The sequence below is a fragment of the Methanomethylovorans sp. genome (assembly GCF_041305605.1).
GTDB lineage: Archaea > Halobacteriota > Methanosarcinia > Methanosarcinales > Methanosarcinaceae > Methanomethylovorans.
Genome location: NZ_JBFYLB010000170.1, coordinates 50,972 through 68,737 on the forward strand (window position 1 = coordinate 50,972; position 17,766 = coordinate 68,737).

23 protein-coding genes are annotated in these 17,766 nt (G+C 43.3%); 22 read left to right on the forward strand and 1 reads right to left on the reverse strand.

Features of this window, described 5'->3' with window-relative positions; genetic code table 11:
- Window positions 1-128: 128 nt before the first annotated feature.
- From ACCM36_RS10715 to ACCM36_RS10820, 22 genes are all read left to right on the forward strand, one after another.
- Window positions 129-719 carry a 50S ribosomal protein L15e gene (locus tag ACCM36_RS10715; RefSeq protein ID WP_370573746.1) on the forward strand — a complete coding sequence of 197 codons (591 nt, stop codon included), beginning with the start codon at window positions 129-131 and terminating at the stop codon, window positions 717-719.
- 20 nt (window positions 720-739) lie between these two features.
- Window positions 740-1,171 (forward strand): RNA-binding protein, encoded by a 432-nt coding sequence (locus ACCM36_RS10720; protein WP_370573775.1) that lies wholly within the window; start codon window positions 740-742, stop codon window positions 1,169-1,171.
- Entirely contained in the window at window positions 1,164-1,898 is a 735-nt protein-coding gene (rnp3, locus tag ACCM36_RS10725) for a ribonuclease P protein component 3 (RefSeq protein ID WP_370573747.1), read from the forward strand. Before ACCM36_RS10720 ends, rnp3 begins: the two co-directional genes overlap by 8 nt.
- Complete coding sequence (locus ACCM36_RS10730) at window positions 1,895-2,260, forward strand: Rpp14/Pop5 family protein (RefSeq protein ID WP_370573748.1); 366 nt, start codon at window positions 1,895-1,897, stop codon at window positions 2,258-2,260. The genes rnp3 and ACCM36_RS10730 overlap by 4 nt, the downstream gene beginning before the upstream one ends.
- 68 nt (window positions 2,261-2,328) lie before the next feature.
- The gene (psmA, locus tag ACCM36_RS10735; protein ID WP_370573749.1) at window positions 2,329-3,114 is read left to right on the forward strand and encodes an archaeal proteasome endopeptidase complex subunit alpha; all 786 of its coding nucleotides are present in this window, start codon (window positions 2,329-2,331) and stop codon (window positions 3,112-3,114) included.
- 52 nt (window positions 3,115-3,166) lie between these two features.
- Window positions 3,167-3,859 (forward strand): ribosome assembly factor SBDS, encoded by a 693-nt coding sequence (locus ACCM36_RS10740; protein WP_370573750.1) that lies wholly within the window; start codon window positions 3,167-3,169, stop codon window positions 3,857-3,859.
- Between the two features lie 11 nt (window positions 3,860-3,870).
- Window positions 3,871-4,689 carry an exosome complex RNA-binding protein Rrp4 gene (gene rrp4, locus ACCM36_RS10745; RefSeq protein ID WP_370573751.1) on the forward strand — a complete coding sequence of 273 codons (819 nt, stop codon included), beginning with the start codon at window positions 3,871-3,873 and terminating at the stop codon, window positions 4,687-4,689.
- 64 nt (window positions 4,690-4,753) lie between these two features.
- Window positions 4,754-5,737, forward strand: coding sequence for an exosome complex exonuclease Rrp41 (gene rrp41, locus ACCM36_RS10750; protein ID WP_370573752.1), 984 nt, complete (start codon window positions 4,754-4,756; stop codon window positions 5,735-5,737).
- Window positions 5,718-6,509, forward strand: coding sequence for an exosome complex protein Rrp42 (gene rrp42 / locus ACCM36_RS10755; protein WP_370573753.1), 792 nt, complete (start codon window positions 5,718-5,720; stop codon window positions 6,507-6,509). Before rrp41 ends, rrp42 begins: the two co-directional genes overlap by 20 nt.
- A 62-nt stretch (window positions 6,510-6,571) precedes the next feature.
- The gene (locus tag ACCM36_RS10760) at window positions 6,572-6,859 is read left to right on the forward strand and encodes a 50S ribosomal protein L37ae (RefSeq protein WP_370573754.1); all 288 of its coding nucleotides are present in this window, start codon (window positions 6,572-6,574) and stop codon (window positions 6,857-6,859) included.
- A 12-nt stretch (window positions 6,860-6,871) separates the two neighbouring features.
- Window positions 6,872-7,009 (forward strand): DNA-directed RNA polymerase subunit P, encoded by a 138-nt coding sequence (locus ACCM36_RS10765; protein WP_370573755.1) that lies wholly within the window; start codon window positions 6,872-6,874, stop codon window positions 7,007-7,009.
- Window positions 7,010-7,113: 104 nt separating this feature from the next.
- A complete protein-coding gene (locus ACCM36_RS10770; protein ID WP_370573756.1) occupies window positions 7,114-7,470 on the forward strand; it encodes a hypothetical protein in 357 nt (118 codons plus the stop codon).
- Window positions 7,471-7,478: 8 nt separating this feature from the next.
- The gene (locus tag ACCM36_RS10775; protein ID WP_370573757.1) at window positions 7,479-7,733 is read left to right on the forward strand and encodes a KEOPS complex subunit Pcc1; all 255 of its coding nucleotides are present in this window, start codon (window positions 7,479-7,481) and stop codon (window positions 7,731-7,733) included.
- Between the two features lie 48 nt (window positions 7,734-7,781).
- Entirely contained in the window at window positions 7,782-8,135 is a 354-nt protein-coding gene (locus tag ACCM36_RS10780; RefSeq protein ID WP_370573758.1) for a prefoldin subunit beta, read from the forward strand.
- Window positions 8,136-8,196: 61 nt separating this feature from the next.
- The gene (locus ACCM36_RS10785) at window positions 8,197-9,171 is read left to right on the forward strand and encodes a bifunctional oligoribonuclease/PAP phosphatase NrnA (RefSeq protein WP_370573759.1); all 975 of its coding nucleotides are present in this window, start codon (window positions 8,197-8,199) and stop codon (window positions 9,169-9,171) included.
- A gap of 31 nt (window positions 9,172-9,202) precedes the next feature.
- Window positions 9,203-10,507: a phenylacetate--CoA ligase family protein gene (locus tag ACCM36_RS10790; protein ID WP_370573776.1), complete on the forward strand. Its 1,305-nt coding sequence runs from the start codon at window positions 9,203-9,205 to the stop codon at window positions 10,505-10,507.
- A gap of 43 nt (window positions 10,508-10,550) precedes the next feature.
- Window positions 10,551-10,988, forward strand: a complete 438-nt coding sequence (locus ACCM36_RS10795; protein ID WP_370573760.1) for an ACT domain-containing protein — start codon at window positions 10,551-10,553, stop codon at window positions 10,986-10,988.
- A gap of 91 nt (window positions 10,989-11,079) precedes the next feature.
- Window positions 11,080-11,436: a DUF2103 domain-containing protein gene (locus ACCM36_RS10800; RefSeq protein WP_370573761.1), complete on the forward strand. Its 357-nt coding sequence runs from the start codon at window positions 11,080-11,082 to the stop codon at window positions 11,434-11,436.
- Between the two features lie 16 nt (window positions 11,437-11,452).
- Window positions 11,453-12,439, forward strand: coding sequence for a methanogenesis marker 12 protein (locus ACCM36_RS10805; protein WP_370573762.1), 987 nt, complete (start codon window positions 11,453-11,455; stop codon window positions 12,437-12,439).
- 37 nt (window positions 12,440-12,476) lie between these two features.
- A complete protein-coding gene (locus tag ACCM36_RS10810; RefSeq protein WP_370573763.1) occupies window positions 12,477-12,800 on the forward strand; it encodes a VOC family protein in 324 nt (107 codons plus the stop codon).
- A 380-nt stretch (window positions 12,801-13,180) separates the two neighbouring features.
- On the forward strand, window positions 13,181-15,553 hold the full coding sequence (locus tag ACCM36_RS10815) for a glycosyltransferase family 4 protein (protein ID WP_370573764.1): 2,373 nt from the start codon (window positions 13,181-13,183) through the stop codon (window positions 15,551-15,553).
- A 2-nt stretch (window positions 15,554-15,555) separates the two neighbouring features.
- Window positions 15,556-16,737, forward strand: coding sequence for a glycosyltransferase family 4 protein (locus tag ACCM36_RS10820; RefSeq protein WP_370573765.1), 1,182 nt, complete (start codon window positions 15,556-15,558; stop codon window positions 16,735-16,737).
- A 141-nt stretch (window positions 16,738-16,878) separates the two neighbouring features.
- Here the strand turns inward: ACCM36_RS10820 and ACCM36_RS10825 are convergent.
- Window positions 16,879-17,766, reverse strand: an 888-nt coding sequence (locus tag ACCM36_RS10825; protein ID WP_370573766.1) for a hypothetical protein, incomplete at its 5' end; no start/stop codon positions are given.

Consider the following 17,766-nt stretch of genomic DNA (forward strand, 5'->3'; position numbering starts at 1 on the left):
TTTGGCAAAAACATTTAAATCATATCAAGTGTGTACTAAGTCACGTTTCATTCGGGAGAGATCCCGTGGGAATGTGGCCCACAATCGGGCTGAACCGTGAAACTGAAAATGAAACAAGGTGAAAACAATTGTCTAAATCATTTTATGGATATATAAGAGATGCCTGGAAGAACCCTGATGCCACTTATGTCAAGGATCTGAGATGGGAGAGGCTCCAGGAATGGAGAGAACAGGGTTCCATCGTGAAGATAAGAAGGCCTACCCGTATAGACCGTGCAAGGTCTCTTGGCTACAAGGCAAAACAAGGAATAATAGTGGTGCGTGCGAAAGTAAGAAGAGGCAGCCGCAGGAATCCAAGATATGTACGCGGAAGACGCAGCCACAACATGGGTAAGAACAAGACCACTGCAGGCAAAAGCATACAGAGAATGGCTGAAGAGCGTGCAGCGAGAAAATATCCCAACATGGAAGTTCTTAACTCCTACTGGGTAGGCGAGGACGGTAAAGCCAAGTGGTACGAAGTGATCCTTCTGGACCCGAGCCATCCTGTGATCAAGAGCGATAGCAACCTTAATTGGATCTGCAACAGCAGCCAGAAGAGGCGTGTATTCCGTGGAAAGACCAGTGCCGGCATGAAGGGCAGAGGTATGGGGAAACGTGGTACGGGAACCGAAAAGAACCGGCCCAGTATCAGGTCTAACATGAACAGGGGCAAGTGATCCACCATATAAGTTTGCGAGTGATAGCTCACTCGACAGAAGAAAAATCCAGGGTTATGGATACCCTGGGTTTGTTTTTAAAGAACTCTCTCAAGAAGAAGTTTCCCAATTCTTTGGCAGAGATAGTTGATACGGTCGAAGCTGAAGGACACTATGGGAACCCAATAACTATTTTCAGCATACAGCTCACCCGTAAGCATGACACAAAGGCTTTCTCTGAGTTCGTCCACAATAATATGACATTGGAAGATATTGAAATCCTTAGAAGAGAAATGCCCGACAGGCTTGATGAGGATCAGTTATTTCATCTGCGCTTTGATAAACAAGAAGCTTACATGGGTCGTGTAAAACTCGTGTCATCCTCCGATGCCATTACTGCTAAAGTGAAGATAGAAACATACCCTAAGAACAGGGAAATGGCTGGAAAGATAGTGGAGGAGTTATTTGGTTGAAGGTTATTATGACCTTTGCATTCGTTACGTGCCTGAAGATGATCCAGCAATGGAAAGATTCCTCTCACTTACAAAACATTTCGGATTCACAGGTGCGGGTATAATGGAAGTATCTAATAAAGGGCCTTTACCATATACTAGCCCATGCAATACTTTTTTTGACCTTGTGCATGGAATAGAGATACATGAAGAGAATCCTTCAAAATTGCACTCCCAGATCAGTCGATATGCTCGAAAGGCTAATTTTGTGATAGTGCAGGGAGGGTCGGATAAACTCAACAGGTCGGCAGTTGAAACCTCGAATGTGGATATATTATCATTACCTTTTGGCATTAAGGACAGTGGCCTAGATCATGTGATCGCAAAATCTGCTGCTGACAGAGGAATTGCCTTAGAATTCGATGTGGGATCACTGATAAGATATAGAGGCGGGAAAAGAGTGCATGCACTATCAGAACTTGAGCAGCGCCTGATGCTTGCAAGAAAGTTCAAAGTGCATATGGTGCTAACAAGTGGTGCGCGGTCCATTTACGACATAAGAGGACCAAGAGAGCTCATAGCATTGGCAAGTTTATTCGGGATGTCAAAGGAAGAAGCAATAGAAGCCATGACACTTACACCCACTGCTATACTTAAAACAAAAAGAAAAGCTAGTAGCTATATTATGGATGGTGTTGAACTCATGGAAGAACAGGTTTATCCTGAAAAGCAGGAGGATTTCTGTTGAAAATACTTCCATCCAGTTTGAGAGAAAGGAAACGTTATCTTGCAATAGAGATAATAACAGAACGTGATGTGTCAAGAGAAGAACTTTTACGCGAGATGTTCGCTGCCACAGGATCACTGTTTGGTGATATAGGTTCCAGTGAATGCGGATTAAGATTGCTGGATTTTGAGAAACAGAAAGGTATACTTCGCTGTTCCCATATGATGGCAGAGAGATCTCGTGCAGCGCTTGCCACTATAACCAGTATTGGAGGGCAACGTGCAATAGTACATGTGCTGGGCATATCAGGAACTGTGCAAGGTGCGACACAAAAGTATATACAGTGTGCAGCCATATCAGAAACCGAGCACATTAATATATAAGTAATAACAATGTTCATAGAACAGAGCCGAAGAATAGACAATTTGATAATAATAGGAGATGATTAGATATGCAAATGACGCCACAGATGGGTTATGATCGTGCCATCACAGTATTTAGTCCGGATGGAAGGCTCTTTCAAGTGGAATATGCCAGAGAAGCCGTGAAAAGAGGAACAACTGCGGCAGGCATCAAGGCAAAGGAAGGCGTTGTACTTCTAGTGGATAAAAGAATTACCAGCAGGCTAATCGAAGCTGAATCCATAGAGAAGATATTCCAGATAGACAGCCACATAGGTGTTGCTACTTCAGGATTAGTGGCCGATGCCCGTTCACTGGTTGACAGAGCCAGAGTTGAAGCACAGATCAACAAAGTATCCTACGATGAAAACATAGGTGTTGAAGTGCTTGCAAAGAAGATTTGCGATCACAAACAGAATTACACACAGTTTGGAGGGGTCAGGCCCTATGGAACTGCACTTCTTATAGCAGGTGTAGACGATACCCGACCAAGACTATTTGAAAGTGATCCAAGTGGTGCCTTACTGGAATATAAAGCCACGGCTATTGGTGCCGGGAGAAACACTTTTATGGAAGTGTTCGAGGCTGAGTATCGCGGGGATCTGAGCATTGATGAAGCAATTCTGCTTGGAATGACTGCCTTATACAAGTCCACCGAAGGAAAGCTTGATGCTGCAACACTGGAAGTAGGAGTAGTCACACTGCAGGACCGCACATTCCGCAAGCTTGCAGAAGAAGAAGTACAGCAATATGTATCGAAGGTCCTTGAAGAACAGAAGAAAGAAGTAAAAGAGGACACAGGCTCTATTTCCAATAATGAAGCTGCAGGCGAGTGAAAGAACTCACGTGATATAAAATTACTCCGTGTATGAAAGAGGGGGATATAAGATGGTATCTCTTGATGAATCCGTTATTGCAAGGCTTAAAAAGGGCAAGAATCACTACGAGGTCTTTGTTGAGCCAGAGGGAGCACTGGCATTGAGAAAAGGAGATGATGCAAAGATCGAAGACATCATTGCAGTAGAATCCATTTTTACTGATGCAGGCCAGGGAGAACATGCATCTGAATCCGATCTACTCAATATTTTTGGTACAGTAGATGCCCTGGTCATTGCAAAGGAGATCATTTCACATGGAGAACTGCAGTTAACCAAGGAGCAGAGAAAGAGAATCCTTGAAGAGAAAACCAAGCGCATAATTAGTACGATCGCACAGAATGCAATAAATCCACAGACCAAAGCCCCACACCCCCCTTCCAGAATAGAGAAGGCCATGGAAGAGGCAAAGGTGCATATCGATCCATTTAAACCCGTGGATGAACAAGTAATGATCGTCATGAAGGCAATCCGGCCTATCATACCCATACGCTTTGAAGAAGTGCAGATAGCCGTAAAGGTACCTGGGGAATATGCACCGAAATCATATGGGGAGATCGCCAAGTTTGGAACTCTGATCAGGGAAGAGTGGCAACGTGATGGCTCCTGGGTAGGCATTGTAAAAATGCCAGCGGGAATGCAGAACGATTTTTATGGTCTTGTGAACCATCTCACCAAGGGTGATGCTGAAACTAAACTTTTATAAGAGGCTAGATAATGGATAGAGAAATTGTAGTTCCGGGTCAACTTCTTTCCGAGAATACGAATGAATCGGGCTCCGGAACCTATGTAAAGGAGGGAAAGGTATATTCCCTTCTTTATGGAGTAACTAATGTAAAGAACAGGATATCGGTTATTCCTTTTTCAGGAAAGTACATTCCTTCAAGAAAGGATTTTGTAATAGGTACTGTTTTTGAGATAACCTCTTCCAACTGGATCTTTGATATTGGCTCTCCTTATGATGGTCTGTTGCATGTATCAGAGTACCCACGACGTGTGGAATCTTCCATGATGCGAGAGATATTCAACATAGGGGATTGTGCTATCCTCAGAATAAAAGATGTTGATGCTTCCATGAAGATAGAACTTACCCTTAGAGAGAAAGGGTTAAGGAAGATCAAAGGAGGAAGGCTGCTTGAAGTACCGCCTTCGAAGGTTCCTCGTGTTATCGGACACAATGGTTCCATGGTCTCAATGTTGAAGAAGGAAACTGACTGTGAGATATTTGTCGGGCAGAATGGGAGGATATGGATAAATGGCAAAGATGAGAATATGGATAAACTTTCAGAAGCCATTGATATGATCATCCGCGAATCCCACACATCTGGCCTGACAGATAAGATCAGCCAATTCCTGGAAGTACAAAAAGAAAATGAAATGGACCATGAAGAAGAGAGAGTAGAAGAAATTGATGCCGATCTGGAGAAAACAGTAGAAACTGTAACCTCTGAAGATGAAGAAGATGCTGAAGACGTGGAAAAGATAGACGAAACCAGCAAAAAAGTAGATCAGTTACTTGATACAGAGGAAAACTGAAAGTTACTGTATGTTCTGCATATGATCGGAAGAATTAAGATTGGTGTATATTGGAGAATGTATTATGGCTAATAAACCTGAGAAGTTCATTGATGAGAACGGCCTGCGCCTGGATGGACGGGCAGTTGATGAGATCAGGCCCATGACCATCGAGATAGGTGTCTTATCAAGGGCTGATGGTTCATGTTATCTGGAGTGGGGCAAGAACAAGATACTGGCGGCCGTATATGGTCCAAGGGAACTGCACCCCCGCAGGATGCAGAAACCCGATGAGGCAATAGTAAGATACAGATATAATATGGCAGCTTTTTCTGTGGAGGACCGGGCAAGACCGGGACCAAACAGAAGGAGCATTGAGATCTCAAAAGTGAGCAGAGATGCTTTTGCTCCTATTATTATGACGAAGTATTACCCAAGCGCAGTAATAGACGTGTTTGCAGAAGTGCTTCAGGCAGATGCAGGTACAAGGACAGCAGCTATTAACGCCGCATCCATTGCCCTTGCAGATGCCGGAATTCCTATGAAAGGACTAATATCAGCATGTGCCGTGGGTAAAGTGAATGGTCAGCTTGTACTTGACCTTAACAAAGATGAAGACAACTTTGGAGATGCGGACCTCCCTATTGCCATGACCCAGGATGGCGAGATATCTCTCCTCCAGATGGATGGAAACCTGACAAAGGAAGAGTTCAAAAGAGCATTGGAAATGGCAAAAGAAGGCTGCCAACAAATTCTTGAGATCCAGAAGGAAGCCTTGAAAAAGAAGTTCGCATCTCGCGAGGAAGTCGTAGAAAGCCTTGTAGAAGTAGATGAAGAAAAGCTGGATGATATACCGGATGAGATAGAGATCATCGAAGAAGATATTGAAGCATGCGACTTTGAAGATGAAGAAGGCATCGAAGTGATCGTAGTTAAAACAGATGCATCTGAGCCTGCTGAAGTGACCTCCGATGATGAGTTTACAGAATTTACTGACGATGAAGACTCCGAAAAGGCTGATTCCGAGGATTCTGAAGCAGAGAAGGTAGGTGAAAAATATGAGCAGTGAAGTAATGGCCTCACTGAAGAAGGACTACATCTACAACCTGATGCTCAAAGGGAAACGCGAAGATGGTCGCTCGTTCGATGAGTATCGAAAAATTACCGTGCAGACGAATGTTATTGATAAGGCTGAAGGTTCTGCAAAGGTATGCATCGGAGAGACCCAGGTACTGGTAGGTGTTAAAGTACAGGTAGGTGCCCCTTTCCCCGATTCACCGGACGAAGGAGTAATTATCACAAACCTGGAGATGAATCCACTTGCTTCACCGGACTTCGAGGCAGGACCACCAAAAGAGGGCGCAATTGAGATGGCGAGGGTCACCGACAGAGGAATCCGGGAATCAGGCGCAATTGATTTAAACAAGTTATGTATTACGGAAGGAGAAGAAGTCTGGATCGTATTCATAGATGTGCATGTACTGAATGACGATGGCAATCTTCAGGATGCCTCATGCCTTGGTGCGATCGCTGCCCTCATGACTGCAAAGATCCCGGCCAAAAGAGAAGGCAAGGGAGAAGACATGATGATGCCAATCAGGGATATACCCGTAGGTATTACACTGGTGGACATAGGTGGGGAATTGATGCTCGATCCGGGACTCTCAGAGGAAACTGTAGCAGATTCAAAATTGACCATAGCATCCAACCAGAACGGCTCGATCTCTGCAATGCAGAAAACAGGAGAGGGCATGCTAACACAGGAACAGCTGTTGAAAGCAGTGGACATGGCATGTGCTAAAGCTGAAGAGATCAGAGAAAAATACCTGATGAACATCTGATGCCAAATGGTCATTGACATAAAAAGTTAATTTCACTATACTGAAGATCAAGGAGAATGCTCATGGCAAAGAAATATTCAAGGAAAGGACGTGTGACCAGATCTGCAGGGAGATTTGGTGTGAGATATGGTAGGAAAGATCGCAAACTGGTTGCAGATCTTGAACAAAAAATGCATATGCCCCACACCTGTGCAAAGTGTGCCCGTCCGACCGTTAGGAGAATAGGTACAGGCATCTGGCAGTGCAAAAAATGCGGCCATACTTTTGCAGGCGGAACATTCCTGCCTCAGACACCTGTGGGCCTTACAGTTGCCCGCTCTGTAAAGAAGGCAACAGAAATCCTGGAGTGAGTGATAACAACTATGGGATACAAGTGCACACGTTGCAAAAAAATGGTAGAGATAAATTATAAGGCGTTAGGTATACGTTGCGACTATTGCGGGCATCGCATACTTGTCAAGGAAAGGCCTACCTCTATCAAAAAAATAAAAGCCGAGTAAGAAGTATGTTGATTACTTCTTCTCGCAAACCTTCCATAAATACCAGGGCTCTTTGCAAGAATCTTGCCTCTTTTTTTCAGTGCGAGTGTATCAACCGTGGCAAGATGGGAATGAAAGAAACTCTTTCCCTGATAGAAGATGGTCATGGTCCATTATTGATAGTCGGAGAATACCACGGGAATCCCGGAAGCTTAATATTCCATGCACCGGATGGAAGAGAGCTTCTTTCGATCCGGATAAGCGTAACTGCTGTAAGCAAGCTTTCTAAAAAAAGGAATCAAAATGTCGAGCCCGTGGCAACCGGTCACGCTGACATCGCACCGATCCTGGCTAAGATGGTTGCAATGGAATTAGTAGATGAGCCCTCTTCCCCTCTTGTACTCGACATATCAAATGATCATCTCAATTTTCTCTATGATGGCCAACAACTGTTCAGATTGAACATTAAAAGTATCCGGTAGGCGATCCAGTGGAAGCAACTGCAGAATCAGTCTTTGAAACAGACAAAGCGCTTCTTATTTACAGAGCCTTGATGCCTGAGATTGAAACACCGGTAACCGATAGGTCTGAAATACATCTGCAAGTGCTCGAAGGCAGACTGATTTTGAAAGTAGGTGCATCAGACCTTGTTTCCCTGCGTTCCACAATGAATACCTGGTTACGCCTGATACAGGTGGCATACGAAGTACTGGAGCATACAAAAGGGGAAATGCAGTCCAATTAGAGAAACATTAAAATCATTTAAGGTTAATTCAGGTTCAGGTGAAACCACATGAGTACGCAAATACCCCCTCAAGTACAGAACCAGATTGCTCAGTTGCAGCAGGTTCAACAGCAAGCGCAATCACTTGCCATTCAGAAGTCCCAGATGGAGACGCTACAGAAAGAATCTGAACTTGCTCTAGAGGAACTTGAAAAACTATCAGATGATGTTATAATATACAGGACAGTAGGTGACCTGCAGATAAGATCTGAAAAGCAGGAAACTATCTCCAAGCTCAAAGAAAAAATAGAAACATTATCCTTAAGGATTCAATCTATCTCAAGACAGGAAGAGCGCATTTCAAAACGTTTTACTCAACTGCAGGAACAACTACAGCAGTCAATGGGCCAGCAGGCACAGTAAGTGCCCTTCCCCCTGCTTTTTATGCTCATACTACTTAGTTAAGTGATGAGTAGAGGTTTCCATGCAGGTTGATGAAGTAGAATTCTATAACCGCCTTCTGGACTTCAATAAGATATTATATTTATGCCACCGGAATGCTGATCCGGATGCAGTTAGCAGTGCCTATGCACTTGCCGAAGCACTTGGTGGAACTGTCGGACTTGTAGATGGTTGTAACAAGATGGCAACACTGCTTATCAATAAGCTGGAAATAGATGTTGTGGACAAGCCCGATCCCTCAGAATACGACATTACCCTGGTAGTGGATACTTCCACAAGTTCCCAGCTTAATGATATCAAGCTTGGGAAGTATTGCGTGATCGATCACCATTCTACGACGGCCCTGACCGAGAACGCCGAATTCTATTTGCACCGTAACGCTACATCCACAGCTGAGATAGTCTTTGATATCCTCAAATGTATGGATGCGCCGATCATGAGGCGCACAGCACTGGGTCTGCTTACGGGTATAGTAACAGACACCGGCCATTTTAAACATGCCACATCCGAGACTTTCCGTAACGTTGCGGAGATAGTCATAACCAGTGGAGTGGAATACGCAGATGTGCTGGAAATGATGGCTGCAACCCCTCAGGACATATCCATGAGGATAGCAATGCTTAAATGTGCCACCAGAGCCACGATAGAGAGGATAGATGATTGGCTGGTGGTTTGTTCACATGTGAATTCCTTCGGTGGTGCAGCATCTTCTATGTTCCTCAACATCGGCGCAGATGTAGCTTTCATTGGTACTGAAAGAGATGATACGATCCGGGTGAGCGGACGTGCAAAACGGGAAGCTGTTAATGTGGGCGTCAACCTGGGAAAGATCATGGAAGAGATAAGTTTCAGGTATGAAGGTACAGGAGGAGGGCATGCAGGAGCCGCCGGGATAGATGTAGTGGCAGATATGAATGAAATACTGAACGAATGTAAGGAACGCGTCAGGATGATACTGGAAAATAAACCAAATCCATCCATCTGCGAATCCTTCTGATACTCATATGTCCATAAACAGAGGCGAAGATATGATAGAATACTGGAATCCTCTTATTGAAAGAATGCCCCCTGAGGAGCTAAATAAATTACAGGAAGAGAAACTGAAAAGTATAGTAAGATACGTCTATCACCATTCTGACTTTTACAGAAAGAGGTTTGATGAAGCGGGAGTAAAACCGGAAGACATCAAAACCCTTGCAGATGTAACCAAATTGCCATTTACATATAAAAAAGACCTGAGGGACACTTATCCCACCGGGATGTTCTGCGTGCCCAATGAACAGCTTGCGCGTTTCCATGTATCTTCAGGTACAACAGGAAAACCCACTGTAGTCGGATATACGAAGAATGACATAAACGAATGGGCAACATCACTTGCAAGAGCCATGACATCCATAGGCGTCGGACGTGGGGATATTATCCAGGTAAGCTATGGTTATGGCCTGTTCACAGGAGGGCTCGGCCTGCATTATGGTGCTGAAGAAGTAGGCTGCACAGTATTACCCACAAGTTCCGGTAACACAGAAAAGCAGATAGAACTTATGCAAGACCTGGGTACTACGACCATGGCATGTACACCATCTTATTTCCTCTTCATGACAGAAGTGGCAAAGAGCATGGGGCTAAGCATAAGGGATGACACTAAGCTTAAGATCGGTATATTCGGAGCCGAGCCATGGTCACAACAGATGCGTGTTCGAATTGAAGAGATAACTGGAATTAAAGCATACGACGTATTCGGGACCTCAGAGCTCAGTGGTCCTCTTTTCACAGAGTGTACATACCAGGATGGTATCCACATCTGGGCAGACCAGTTTTTGGTAGAGGTGATCGATCCTGAAACCGGAAGATCTTTGCCTGACGGGGAAAGAGGAGAACTGGTCATTACGACTCTTGCCAAGGAGGCATTGCCACTTATAAGATACCGTATCGGTGACAACACTGTGCTCAACAAGGAAACCTGCAGATGTGGCCGGACCCATCCGCGTATCATGCGTATACTTGGCCGTGTGGATGACATGCTTATCATAAGAGGTATCAATGTATTCCCTGGCCAGATAGAGTCTGTGCTCATGAACATTCCGGAAGTAGGGGAACACTTCCAGATAATAGTGAACAGAATTAACGAACTTGATGTTATGGCCGTGCAGATAGAAATGACAGATGCTGCCTTTAGCGACAAGGTGAACGATATAATAAAGCTGGAAGATAAAGTGGCTTCAGCTTTGCAAAAAGTATTGAACCTGGCCGTGAAAGTGGAGCTTGTGGAACATGGCAGCCTTCCAAGGTCCATGGGAAAATCCAAGAAGGTCATTGACAACAGGAAATTATAACAACAGATACCGCATTACCTAATTAGGAACAGATGGTGGTCCTATGGAAAACAAGATAATAAAGCAGATCTCACTGTTTTCAGAGAACAAGCCTGGAAGGCTTGCAAACATCGCAGATAAGTTCAGAGATGCCGGAGTGAACATCCGGGCTTTCACCATAGCTGAGGCTGGTGACTTTGGGATCATAAGGATGGTCGTGGACAATCCTGACCTGGCCCACGAAGTATTGCATGAGACAGGTTTCACCGTCTCAGAGACAAATGTGCTTGGCGTACAGATGGAAGATGTGCCCGGAGGACTGGCTAAGATAGCTGATGTGCTGGGCAAGGAGAACATCAATATAGATTATGCCTATGCTTTCGTCACAAAGACCGAAAAAGCACTGCTCATCCTCAGGGTCAACGACATAAAAACTGCTGTTAATGCTCTGGAAAGAAATGACATTAAACTGATAGATATGCGGGATATAGAAGGTATATAAACCGACATCCTGCCTCTTTTTAACCTTCCGATTCCTGCGATTTCAGGTAAAACCACTATGATTTTATAGAACTTCTTAGAATTCCCATGAGATGAAAGAGGACATCAGACAGTGTTCTACGGTCGTACAGCCCCGTAATAAGATTGGAGGCTCCCATACGACAATAATTGGTGGCAGGCATGGCAAAAAACTTGTGCGGCTCATAAGCCACCACGCAGAAGTGAAAAAGATAGTGCCTTCCGTGATCACTGTAAGGGGAAAGAGCAATCCCGGTGGCCTTATCATTGGCAAAGTATTACGTCCGGATGAGAGGGGCAACCTAAGGTTGCTGATCTCCCATGGTACATCTTCCCAGGAACTAAGAATTGTCACAACTGTGGGAGATGTGCAAAGTGGAGAGCGCGTAATGAATGAATTGAATCGAATGATAGTAGAACATATCAATTGAACGGAGTCCGGATAAAATGATCTATGTCGGAGTGGACCATGGTACGACAGCAATGAGGTTTGCGGCATTATTTGAAGGAACATATGAACCTGTAAAGCTGGAAATACTACGCACTGATGCAGCTGCCATGTCCGGAGAACAGATCATAGCTGCCCTTGAGGAAAATTTTGGAGTCGGTAGAACAGAGATCGAAATGATCGCGGTCACCTATTCCATGGGCGACGGTATCACTGCCATAGAAGATATCCATGCAGTGCAGCATCGAGGTGTGCAAAGTATCGAAGGTGCTGGTCAGAAGACCGGAGGAGGGTCAAAGGTCTTTGATGCCATACAGAACTCCGGCATACCTGCGGTAGTGATTCCGGGCATCCACGAAGGTAGCAACACTGATCCCAGAATGAATATCTTTTCCCATTCCACCAGCCCGGAAAAGATAGGCATTGCATACCACGCCTTTTGTAAAGGCTTTCAGGATTTCGTGCTCTCTGACATCAGTTCGAACACGGTGACCCTGGGAGTGGCAAAGGGTCGGATCATAGGAGCTATAGATGCCTGCATATTTGCTCCCGGCCTGCGCCACGGACCATTGGATGTCCGGGCTATCCGCGATGTGGACCAGGATAAGAAGAGTGCTAATGAAGCATTCACCGATACTGGCGTGCTCAAAAGAGCAGGTTATGCTGATCGGTATGAGCTAATTGATGCTGCCGGCAGAAAAGAACCGCAGGCCTTGCTTGCACTTGATACACTGGCACTGTTTGCTTCAATGGAAATAGCCAGCATACAGATTCTATTGAAGGATTACGGTGTGCATGGAGATGTATTCGTTGAAGGTTCGGTAGCTGAGATACCTTACGTTGTTGAAAAGATAGAACATCATCTTGGTATGCAAAGCCATGTACTTGACAGATGGAGCGCTGCTATTGGCTGTGCGGAAATGGCCAGGGATATTGCAAAGGGCGCAAGGGAGATACTTGGTCTGCAAGTGAAGTTCGCGCTGTGAAGACAGGCATATATGAAAAGACAAGCCATCGAACATATTGGGATCTAACGTCAAATTCACTACTGAAGATAATAAAAAGACGGGGACTTTCCTTACGGATGCCGAAGATATGGTGATGCTGGAACCCGGAGAGGGCCCTGGAGTATCACCTCTGTGTGAACTTACCACACATCATCTGCAACTGCATATTGCTGTAGAAAGTGATGAGCCCGACAAAGAGAGTGAATATTTTGCGAGTAACGGAACCAGGTTCATCGAAAACTGTCCTGTTACCCTTTCCGGAGACAAACTTATCGTTTTGAATGATCCATGGGGAAACTGCATTCAACTTGTGAAAAGAAACAAGGAATCTAATGAATGACATATAATCCCCAAAATATCCTCCCGTAACCAAGTATTGTTTGTCTTTATTCTTATTTTTATCTGGTGTAAACGTATGCAAAAGATATTGTAGCCTCTAAAGCTTGGATTCACCAAAACTATATATAAGGAAAGTGTTACCTATTGACAGATTTCTACGTGAATCGACTTTCACAGATTGTCATGAGAACTTGCTTTATGTATGAAAAATATCAATTGGCATTGAAGACCTATATGTGTACAGGCAGCTGATATAGCAATTGGAGTGGAATTGAGTTCAAAGTTAATTACGAAATAACGACAACATCAATATGCTTAAAAATAGACTCTATGTAGAACAGGATTCTGCAAACATGGGAAAGGGTAATTAAGGGGTATAATATGAAAATTGCGATCGTTGCACCAAGTCCTGTACCTTTCACTATCGGAGGAGCTGAACTATTGTTCAGTGGGATGCAGGATGCCATTAACGATTATACTTCACATCAGTGTGAACTCATAAAATTAACAACTAAAGAAGATAACTTCTGGAGTTTAGTTGAATCTTATTATAAATTCTATCAATTAGATCTGTCTCATTTTGATATGGTCATTTCGACAAAATACCCTTCCTGGATGGTCAGGCATCGCAATCACATAGTTTACATGGTACATCCATTAAGGGGACTGTATGATACATACCATTTGTGCAATGATAATCCGGAGATTCCTGAAGAATTAAAAATAGGACTTGTAAAAGAGATTATTGATATTACTGAAATAAGGATCAAAAAGCAGAAAAATGTAGAAGATCTGTTCCAAAAATTATTCCAGCTGCAACTAGAACAGGATAAATATGCAAAAGAGATATTCATATTTCCAGGACCATTTATAAGAAAAATCATCCATTTCTTTGATCGTTGGGCACTGTCGTATGAAAACACCAGAGAATATTATTCCATATCAGAGAATGTAAAAAGACGACAAGATTACTTCCCGCCTTCTGCACGGGTCAATGTCATATACCCTCCTTCAAGAACAGAAGATTTCGAGTGTCGGAGCTTTGAGTACCTCTTTACCGCAAGTAGGCTGGACAGCCCAAAACGTATACATATGCTTATAGAGGCCATGAAATTTGTTCCGCATAATGTCAAATTAAAGATCGCAGGTGAAGGACCTGAAAAGAACAAACTTATGGAACTTGCTGGCGCTGACGAAAGGATAGAATTCCTTGGCTTTGTGACCGAAAGTGAGCTGGTCGACCTATATGCAAATGCCCTTGCGATCCTGTTCGTTCCTCAGGATGAAGACTATGGTTACATCACCATTGAAGGAATGATGAGTGCCAAACCGGTTATAACTGCACTTGACAGTGGTGGTCCCCTGGAATTTGTGTCTGATGCAAAAACAGGATTCATAGTCGATCCTGACCCGCAAGAAATAGCAGATAAAATTAATTATTTTGTTGAACATGTGGAAGAAGCCAAAAAAATGGGACTTCTTGCAAATGAAAGAGTAAGAAATATCTCATGGAGTAATTTCGTAGCTAAACTGATAGGAGAAAGAGATGTTCGGTTCCTCCGAAAAAAGAAGATACTTGTATTAGCTACATATTCCTGTTATCCTCCAAGAGGCGGAGGCCAGCAAAGATTATACAATATATACTCCAGACTCGCAAAGAAATTTGATGTAACTGTTTGCTCCATAATTGAAAGCGATAAGGACCATCAGAACCTGATCTTAAAAAACGGACTTAAACAAATATGCATTCCCCAGAGCATCGAACATGCAAGATGCCAGTGGGAAATTGAAGGCAAGACTGGTTTAAATCTATATGATGTGCTCATGATCGATCTTGTGGAGAGATCTAAAAATTACATTGATGAAGTACAAAGATTAGCCAACGAATCAGACATAATCATATTCCCACACCCATATCTGTTTGTACTGAAAAACGTGGTCGACCTGTCTGAAAAAGTAATAGTCTATGAGTCTCAGAATGTAGAGTATCTTCTTAAAAAAGACTATGTGGGCACTCACTTCTCAAAGAAAGTATTCGATATTGAGAAAGAAACTGCTGAAAAAGCAGATCTTGTTTTTACAACTTCTGATGAGGATAAGGAACAGCTGGTACAGTTGTATGCCATTGACCGAAATAAAGTACTTGTAACCCCCAATGGAGTCGATACATCAAAAATTGATCTGGTCAGCCTGGAAGAGAAGAAGCGCTTGAAAAAAGAGCTAGGCCTCTCAGATTACCATACTATTTTGTTTATTGGTAGCTGGCACCCTCCAAATTTGGAGGCTTTAAAGTTCATTTTAGATGAAATAACAAATAAGTTTTCCGATTGCATTTTTTTGGTTGTCGGCAGCATAAAACACTATTATATTCATGAATACGAAAATTTCCCAAAAAACGTTCTGGCTTTCGGTGTTGTCGATGAAGATGAAAAATATGAACTCTACAAGCTGGCGGACCTTGCCATAAATCCCATGTTCAGCGGATCAGGAACAAATCTAAAAATGTTAGATTATATGAGCGCAGGCATTCCCACGATCAGCACTCCAATAGGTGCAAGAGGTCTGGATATTGAAAATGGGAAACATGCTTTGATCTGTTCTGAGGATCAGATCCATGAAAAAATGATCGAGCTGATCAACACAGAAATATTACAAAACAAATTGAGAATAAATGCCAGAAATCTTGTCGAATCCAGATATTCATGGGATAGAATTGCAGGATCCATAATATCAAAATTGAAGGAGATCGTTTAAACTTGAAAATTGCTTTTGTTGTTCAGAGATATGGAGAAGATATTGTTGGAGGTGCCGAATACTTCACCAGGCTTGTAGCCGAGAGAATGAGTAAGTACCATGAAATTGAAATTCTTACTACCTGTGCAGCAGAATATCATTTCTGGAAAAATGAATATCCTGAAGGTCCTGATGTGCTAAATAAAATTCGCATACATAGATTCACGAACGCGACAAAAAGAAATCCAAATAAGCATACTAAGATCCAGGAAGCTGTCTATTACTCGACACATAGCGTAAACGATGAGATCTCCTGGATAACTGAACAGGGACCAAATTGCCCTGAACTGGTAAAATACATTTCGCAGAACCGGAACAAATATGATTGCTTTGTTTTTTTCACATTCCGATACTATCCGACATATTATGGAATAAAGGAAGTTGAAAATAGATCACTGATAGTTCCTTTCGCTGAAAATGATCCTGCTCTTGACCTTAGCATAACAAAAGAGATCTTTGAGAGCGCAAGCGGTATTATATATTGCACACCTGAAGAGAAGAAGTTAGTTGAAAGGAAAGTGGATATCAAAAAAGAAAAAGTATCTGATATAGTAGGATGCGGAATCGAAATTCCCGCAAGTATACCTCACAGTGAAAAACTAGAAAATATGAAATATGTGCTATATATTGGCAGGATAGAAGGGTCAAAAGGTTGTTATCAGTTATTCGAATACTACCAGAGATTAGTAAAAGAGGTTCCGGACCTTCCCAAACTGGTCCTCGCAGGTTTGGATGCAATAGAAATACCGAAACACAATAAGATCAAATATCTTGGTTTTATTTCCGAAGATGATAAGTATTCGTTGCTAAAGGATGCAGAATTTTTGATCATGCCTTCACCTTATGAAAGCTTATCTCTGGTGACCCTTGAAGCAATGGGTTGCGGAATACCCGTATTGGCTAATGGAGAATGCGATGTTTTGAAAGGTCACTGCCTGAGAAGCAATGCGGGTCTTTGGTATCAAAACTATGAGGAATTTAGTGAATGTTTTAGATTTTTGTGTTCCAACGCTCAGAAAAGAACTAAGATGGGCGAAAATGGAAAAAGATATGTGGAAAAAAATTACTCATGGGACATAATTGAAAAAAAATACCTGGAATTGTTTTGTTTATTTGACCATGGTCAAAAACAGACAATAAGCTAATCCACATTTGACAGAGATTTAAAAGAAAAGTACGTAGAAGTTTAGATTACATCATAAACTTCTACATCCGTGCAAAAGCACATAATAGTATTTCAAATTTCGTGTTCTGGCGAGTACTAGCTCCTTTCTAAAAAAAGGAGATTAGGTCCAGGTACCTACAACTGGAGACACACCTGCCCAACCAAGACCTATGACCTCATATCCGGAGTCGGTCTGAATCAAGAAATTGTGTCCTGCAGTGTTGTATATACCAAGTTCAGTGGTGTTGTCTCCGTCCCAATCGCCTACAACCGGTTCAGTGGTTGCCCAGCCGAATCCAGCTATCTCAGCAGAGTTGGAATCTGTGTTCCACAGAGCCCAGTTACCAGCGTTGTCGTATACACCTACTTCTTCTTCACCATCGCCGTTCCAGTCTCCGACTACAGGTGTTACACCGGACCAGCCAAGACCGATCTCTTCAGAACCGGATGCTCCCTGAATGACGAAATTGTTTCCATCAGGATTGTATACACCAAGCTCAGTGACTCCGTCTCCATCCCAGTCACCTACAACCGGCTCGGTACCTGCCCAGCCAAATCCAACAATATCGGCATCATCTGCACTGTTGGTGGTTGTATTCCACAAAGCCCAGTTACCTGTGGTGCTATCATATACACCTACCTCTTCGGTATTGTCGCCATCCCAGTCACCTACGACAGGTGTTACACCCGCCCAGCCAAGACCGAGGATTTCATATCCATCGTCATTAGTGTCGTTCTGGATGACGAAATTGTTTCCATCAGGGTTATAGACACCTACTTCTTTAACTCCGTCCCCGTCCCAGTCGCCTACAACTGGCTCAGTGTCTTCCCAGCCGAATCCAACTATCTCTGCATATTCGAAAGTTTCACTCCACTGAGCCCAGGTACCCTCATTATTGTACACAGCTACAGTTTCATTGACTACATCAGGCTGCATTCTCAGAGCAACAAGACCATTGTTATGGTCAGCTACATAGACATCGTTGCCTAAGACAGCAACACCATAAGA

Bases quoted from the DNA above. Each gene is read 5' to 3' on its own strand.
- psmA (WP_370573749.1), top strand. From the start codon at position 2,329: ATGCAAATGACGCCACAGATGGGTTATGATCGTGCCATCACAGTATTT.
- ACCM36_RS10740 (WP_370573750.1), top strand. From the start codon at position 3,167: ATGGTATCTCTTGATGAATCCGTTATTGCAAGGCTTAAAAAGGGCAAG.
- rrp4 (WP_370573751.1), top strand. From the start codon at position 3,871: ATGGATAGAGAAATTGTAGTTCCGGGTCAACTTCTTTCCGAGAATACG.
- rrp41 (WP_370573752.1), top strand. From the start codon at position 4,754: ATGGCTAATAAACCTGAGAAGTTCATTGATGAGAACGGCCTGCGCCTG.
- ACCM36_RS10760 (WP_370573754.1), top strand. From the start codon at position 6,572: ATGGCAAAGAAATATTCAAGGAAAGGACGTGTGACCAGATCTGCAGGG.
- ACCM36_RS10765 (WP_370573755.1), top strand. From the start codon at position 6,872: ATGGGATACAAGTGCACACGTTGCAAAAAAATGGTAGAGATAAATTAT.
- ACCM36_RS10770 (WP_370573756.1), top strand. From the start codon at position 7,114: ATGGGAATGAAAGAAACTCTTTCCCTGATAGAAGATGGTCATGGTCCA.
- ACCM36_RS10780 (WP_370573758.1), top strand. From the start codon at position 7,782: ATGAGTACGCAAATACCCCCTCAAGTACAGAACCAGATTGCTCAGTTG.
- ACCM36_RS10785 (WP_370573759.1), top strand. From the start codon at position 8,197: ATGCAGGTTGATGAAGTAGAATTCTATAACCGCCTTCTGGACTTCAAT.
- ACCM36_RS10790 (WP_370573776.1), top strand. From the start codon at position 9,203: ATGATAGAATACTGGAATCCTCTTATTGAAAGAATGCCCCCTGAGGAG.
- ACCM36_RS10795 (WP_370573760.1), top strand. From the start codon at position 10,551: ATGGAAAACAAGATAATAAAGCAGATCTCACTGTTTTCAGAGAACAAG.
- ACCM36_RS10800 (WP_370573761.1), top strand. From the start codon at position 11,080: ATGAAAGAGGACATCAGACAGTGTTCTACGGTCGTACAGCCCCGTAAT.
- ACCM36_RS10805 (WP_370573762.1), top strand. From the start codon at position 11,453: ATGATCTATGTCGGAGTGGACCATGGTACGACAGCAATGAGGTTTGCG.
- ACCM36_RS10815 (WP_370573764.1), top strand. From the start codon at position 13,181: ATGAAAATTGCGATCGTTGCACCAAGTCCTGTACCTTTCACTATCGGA.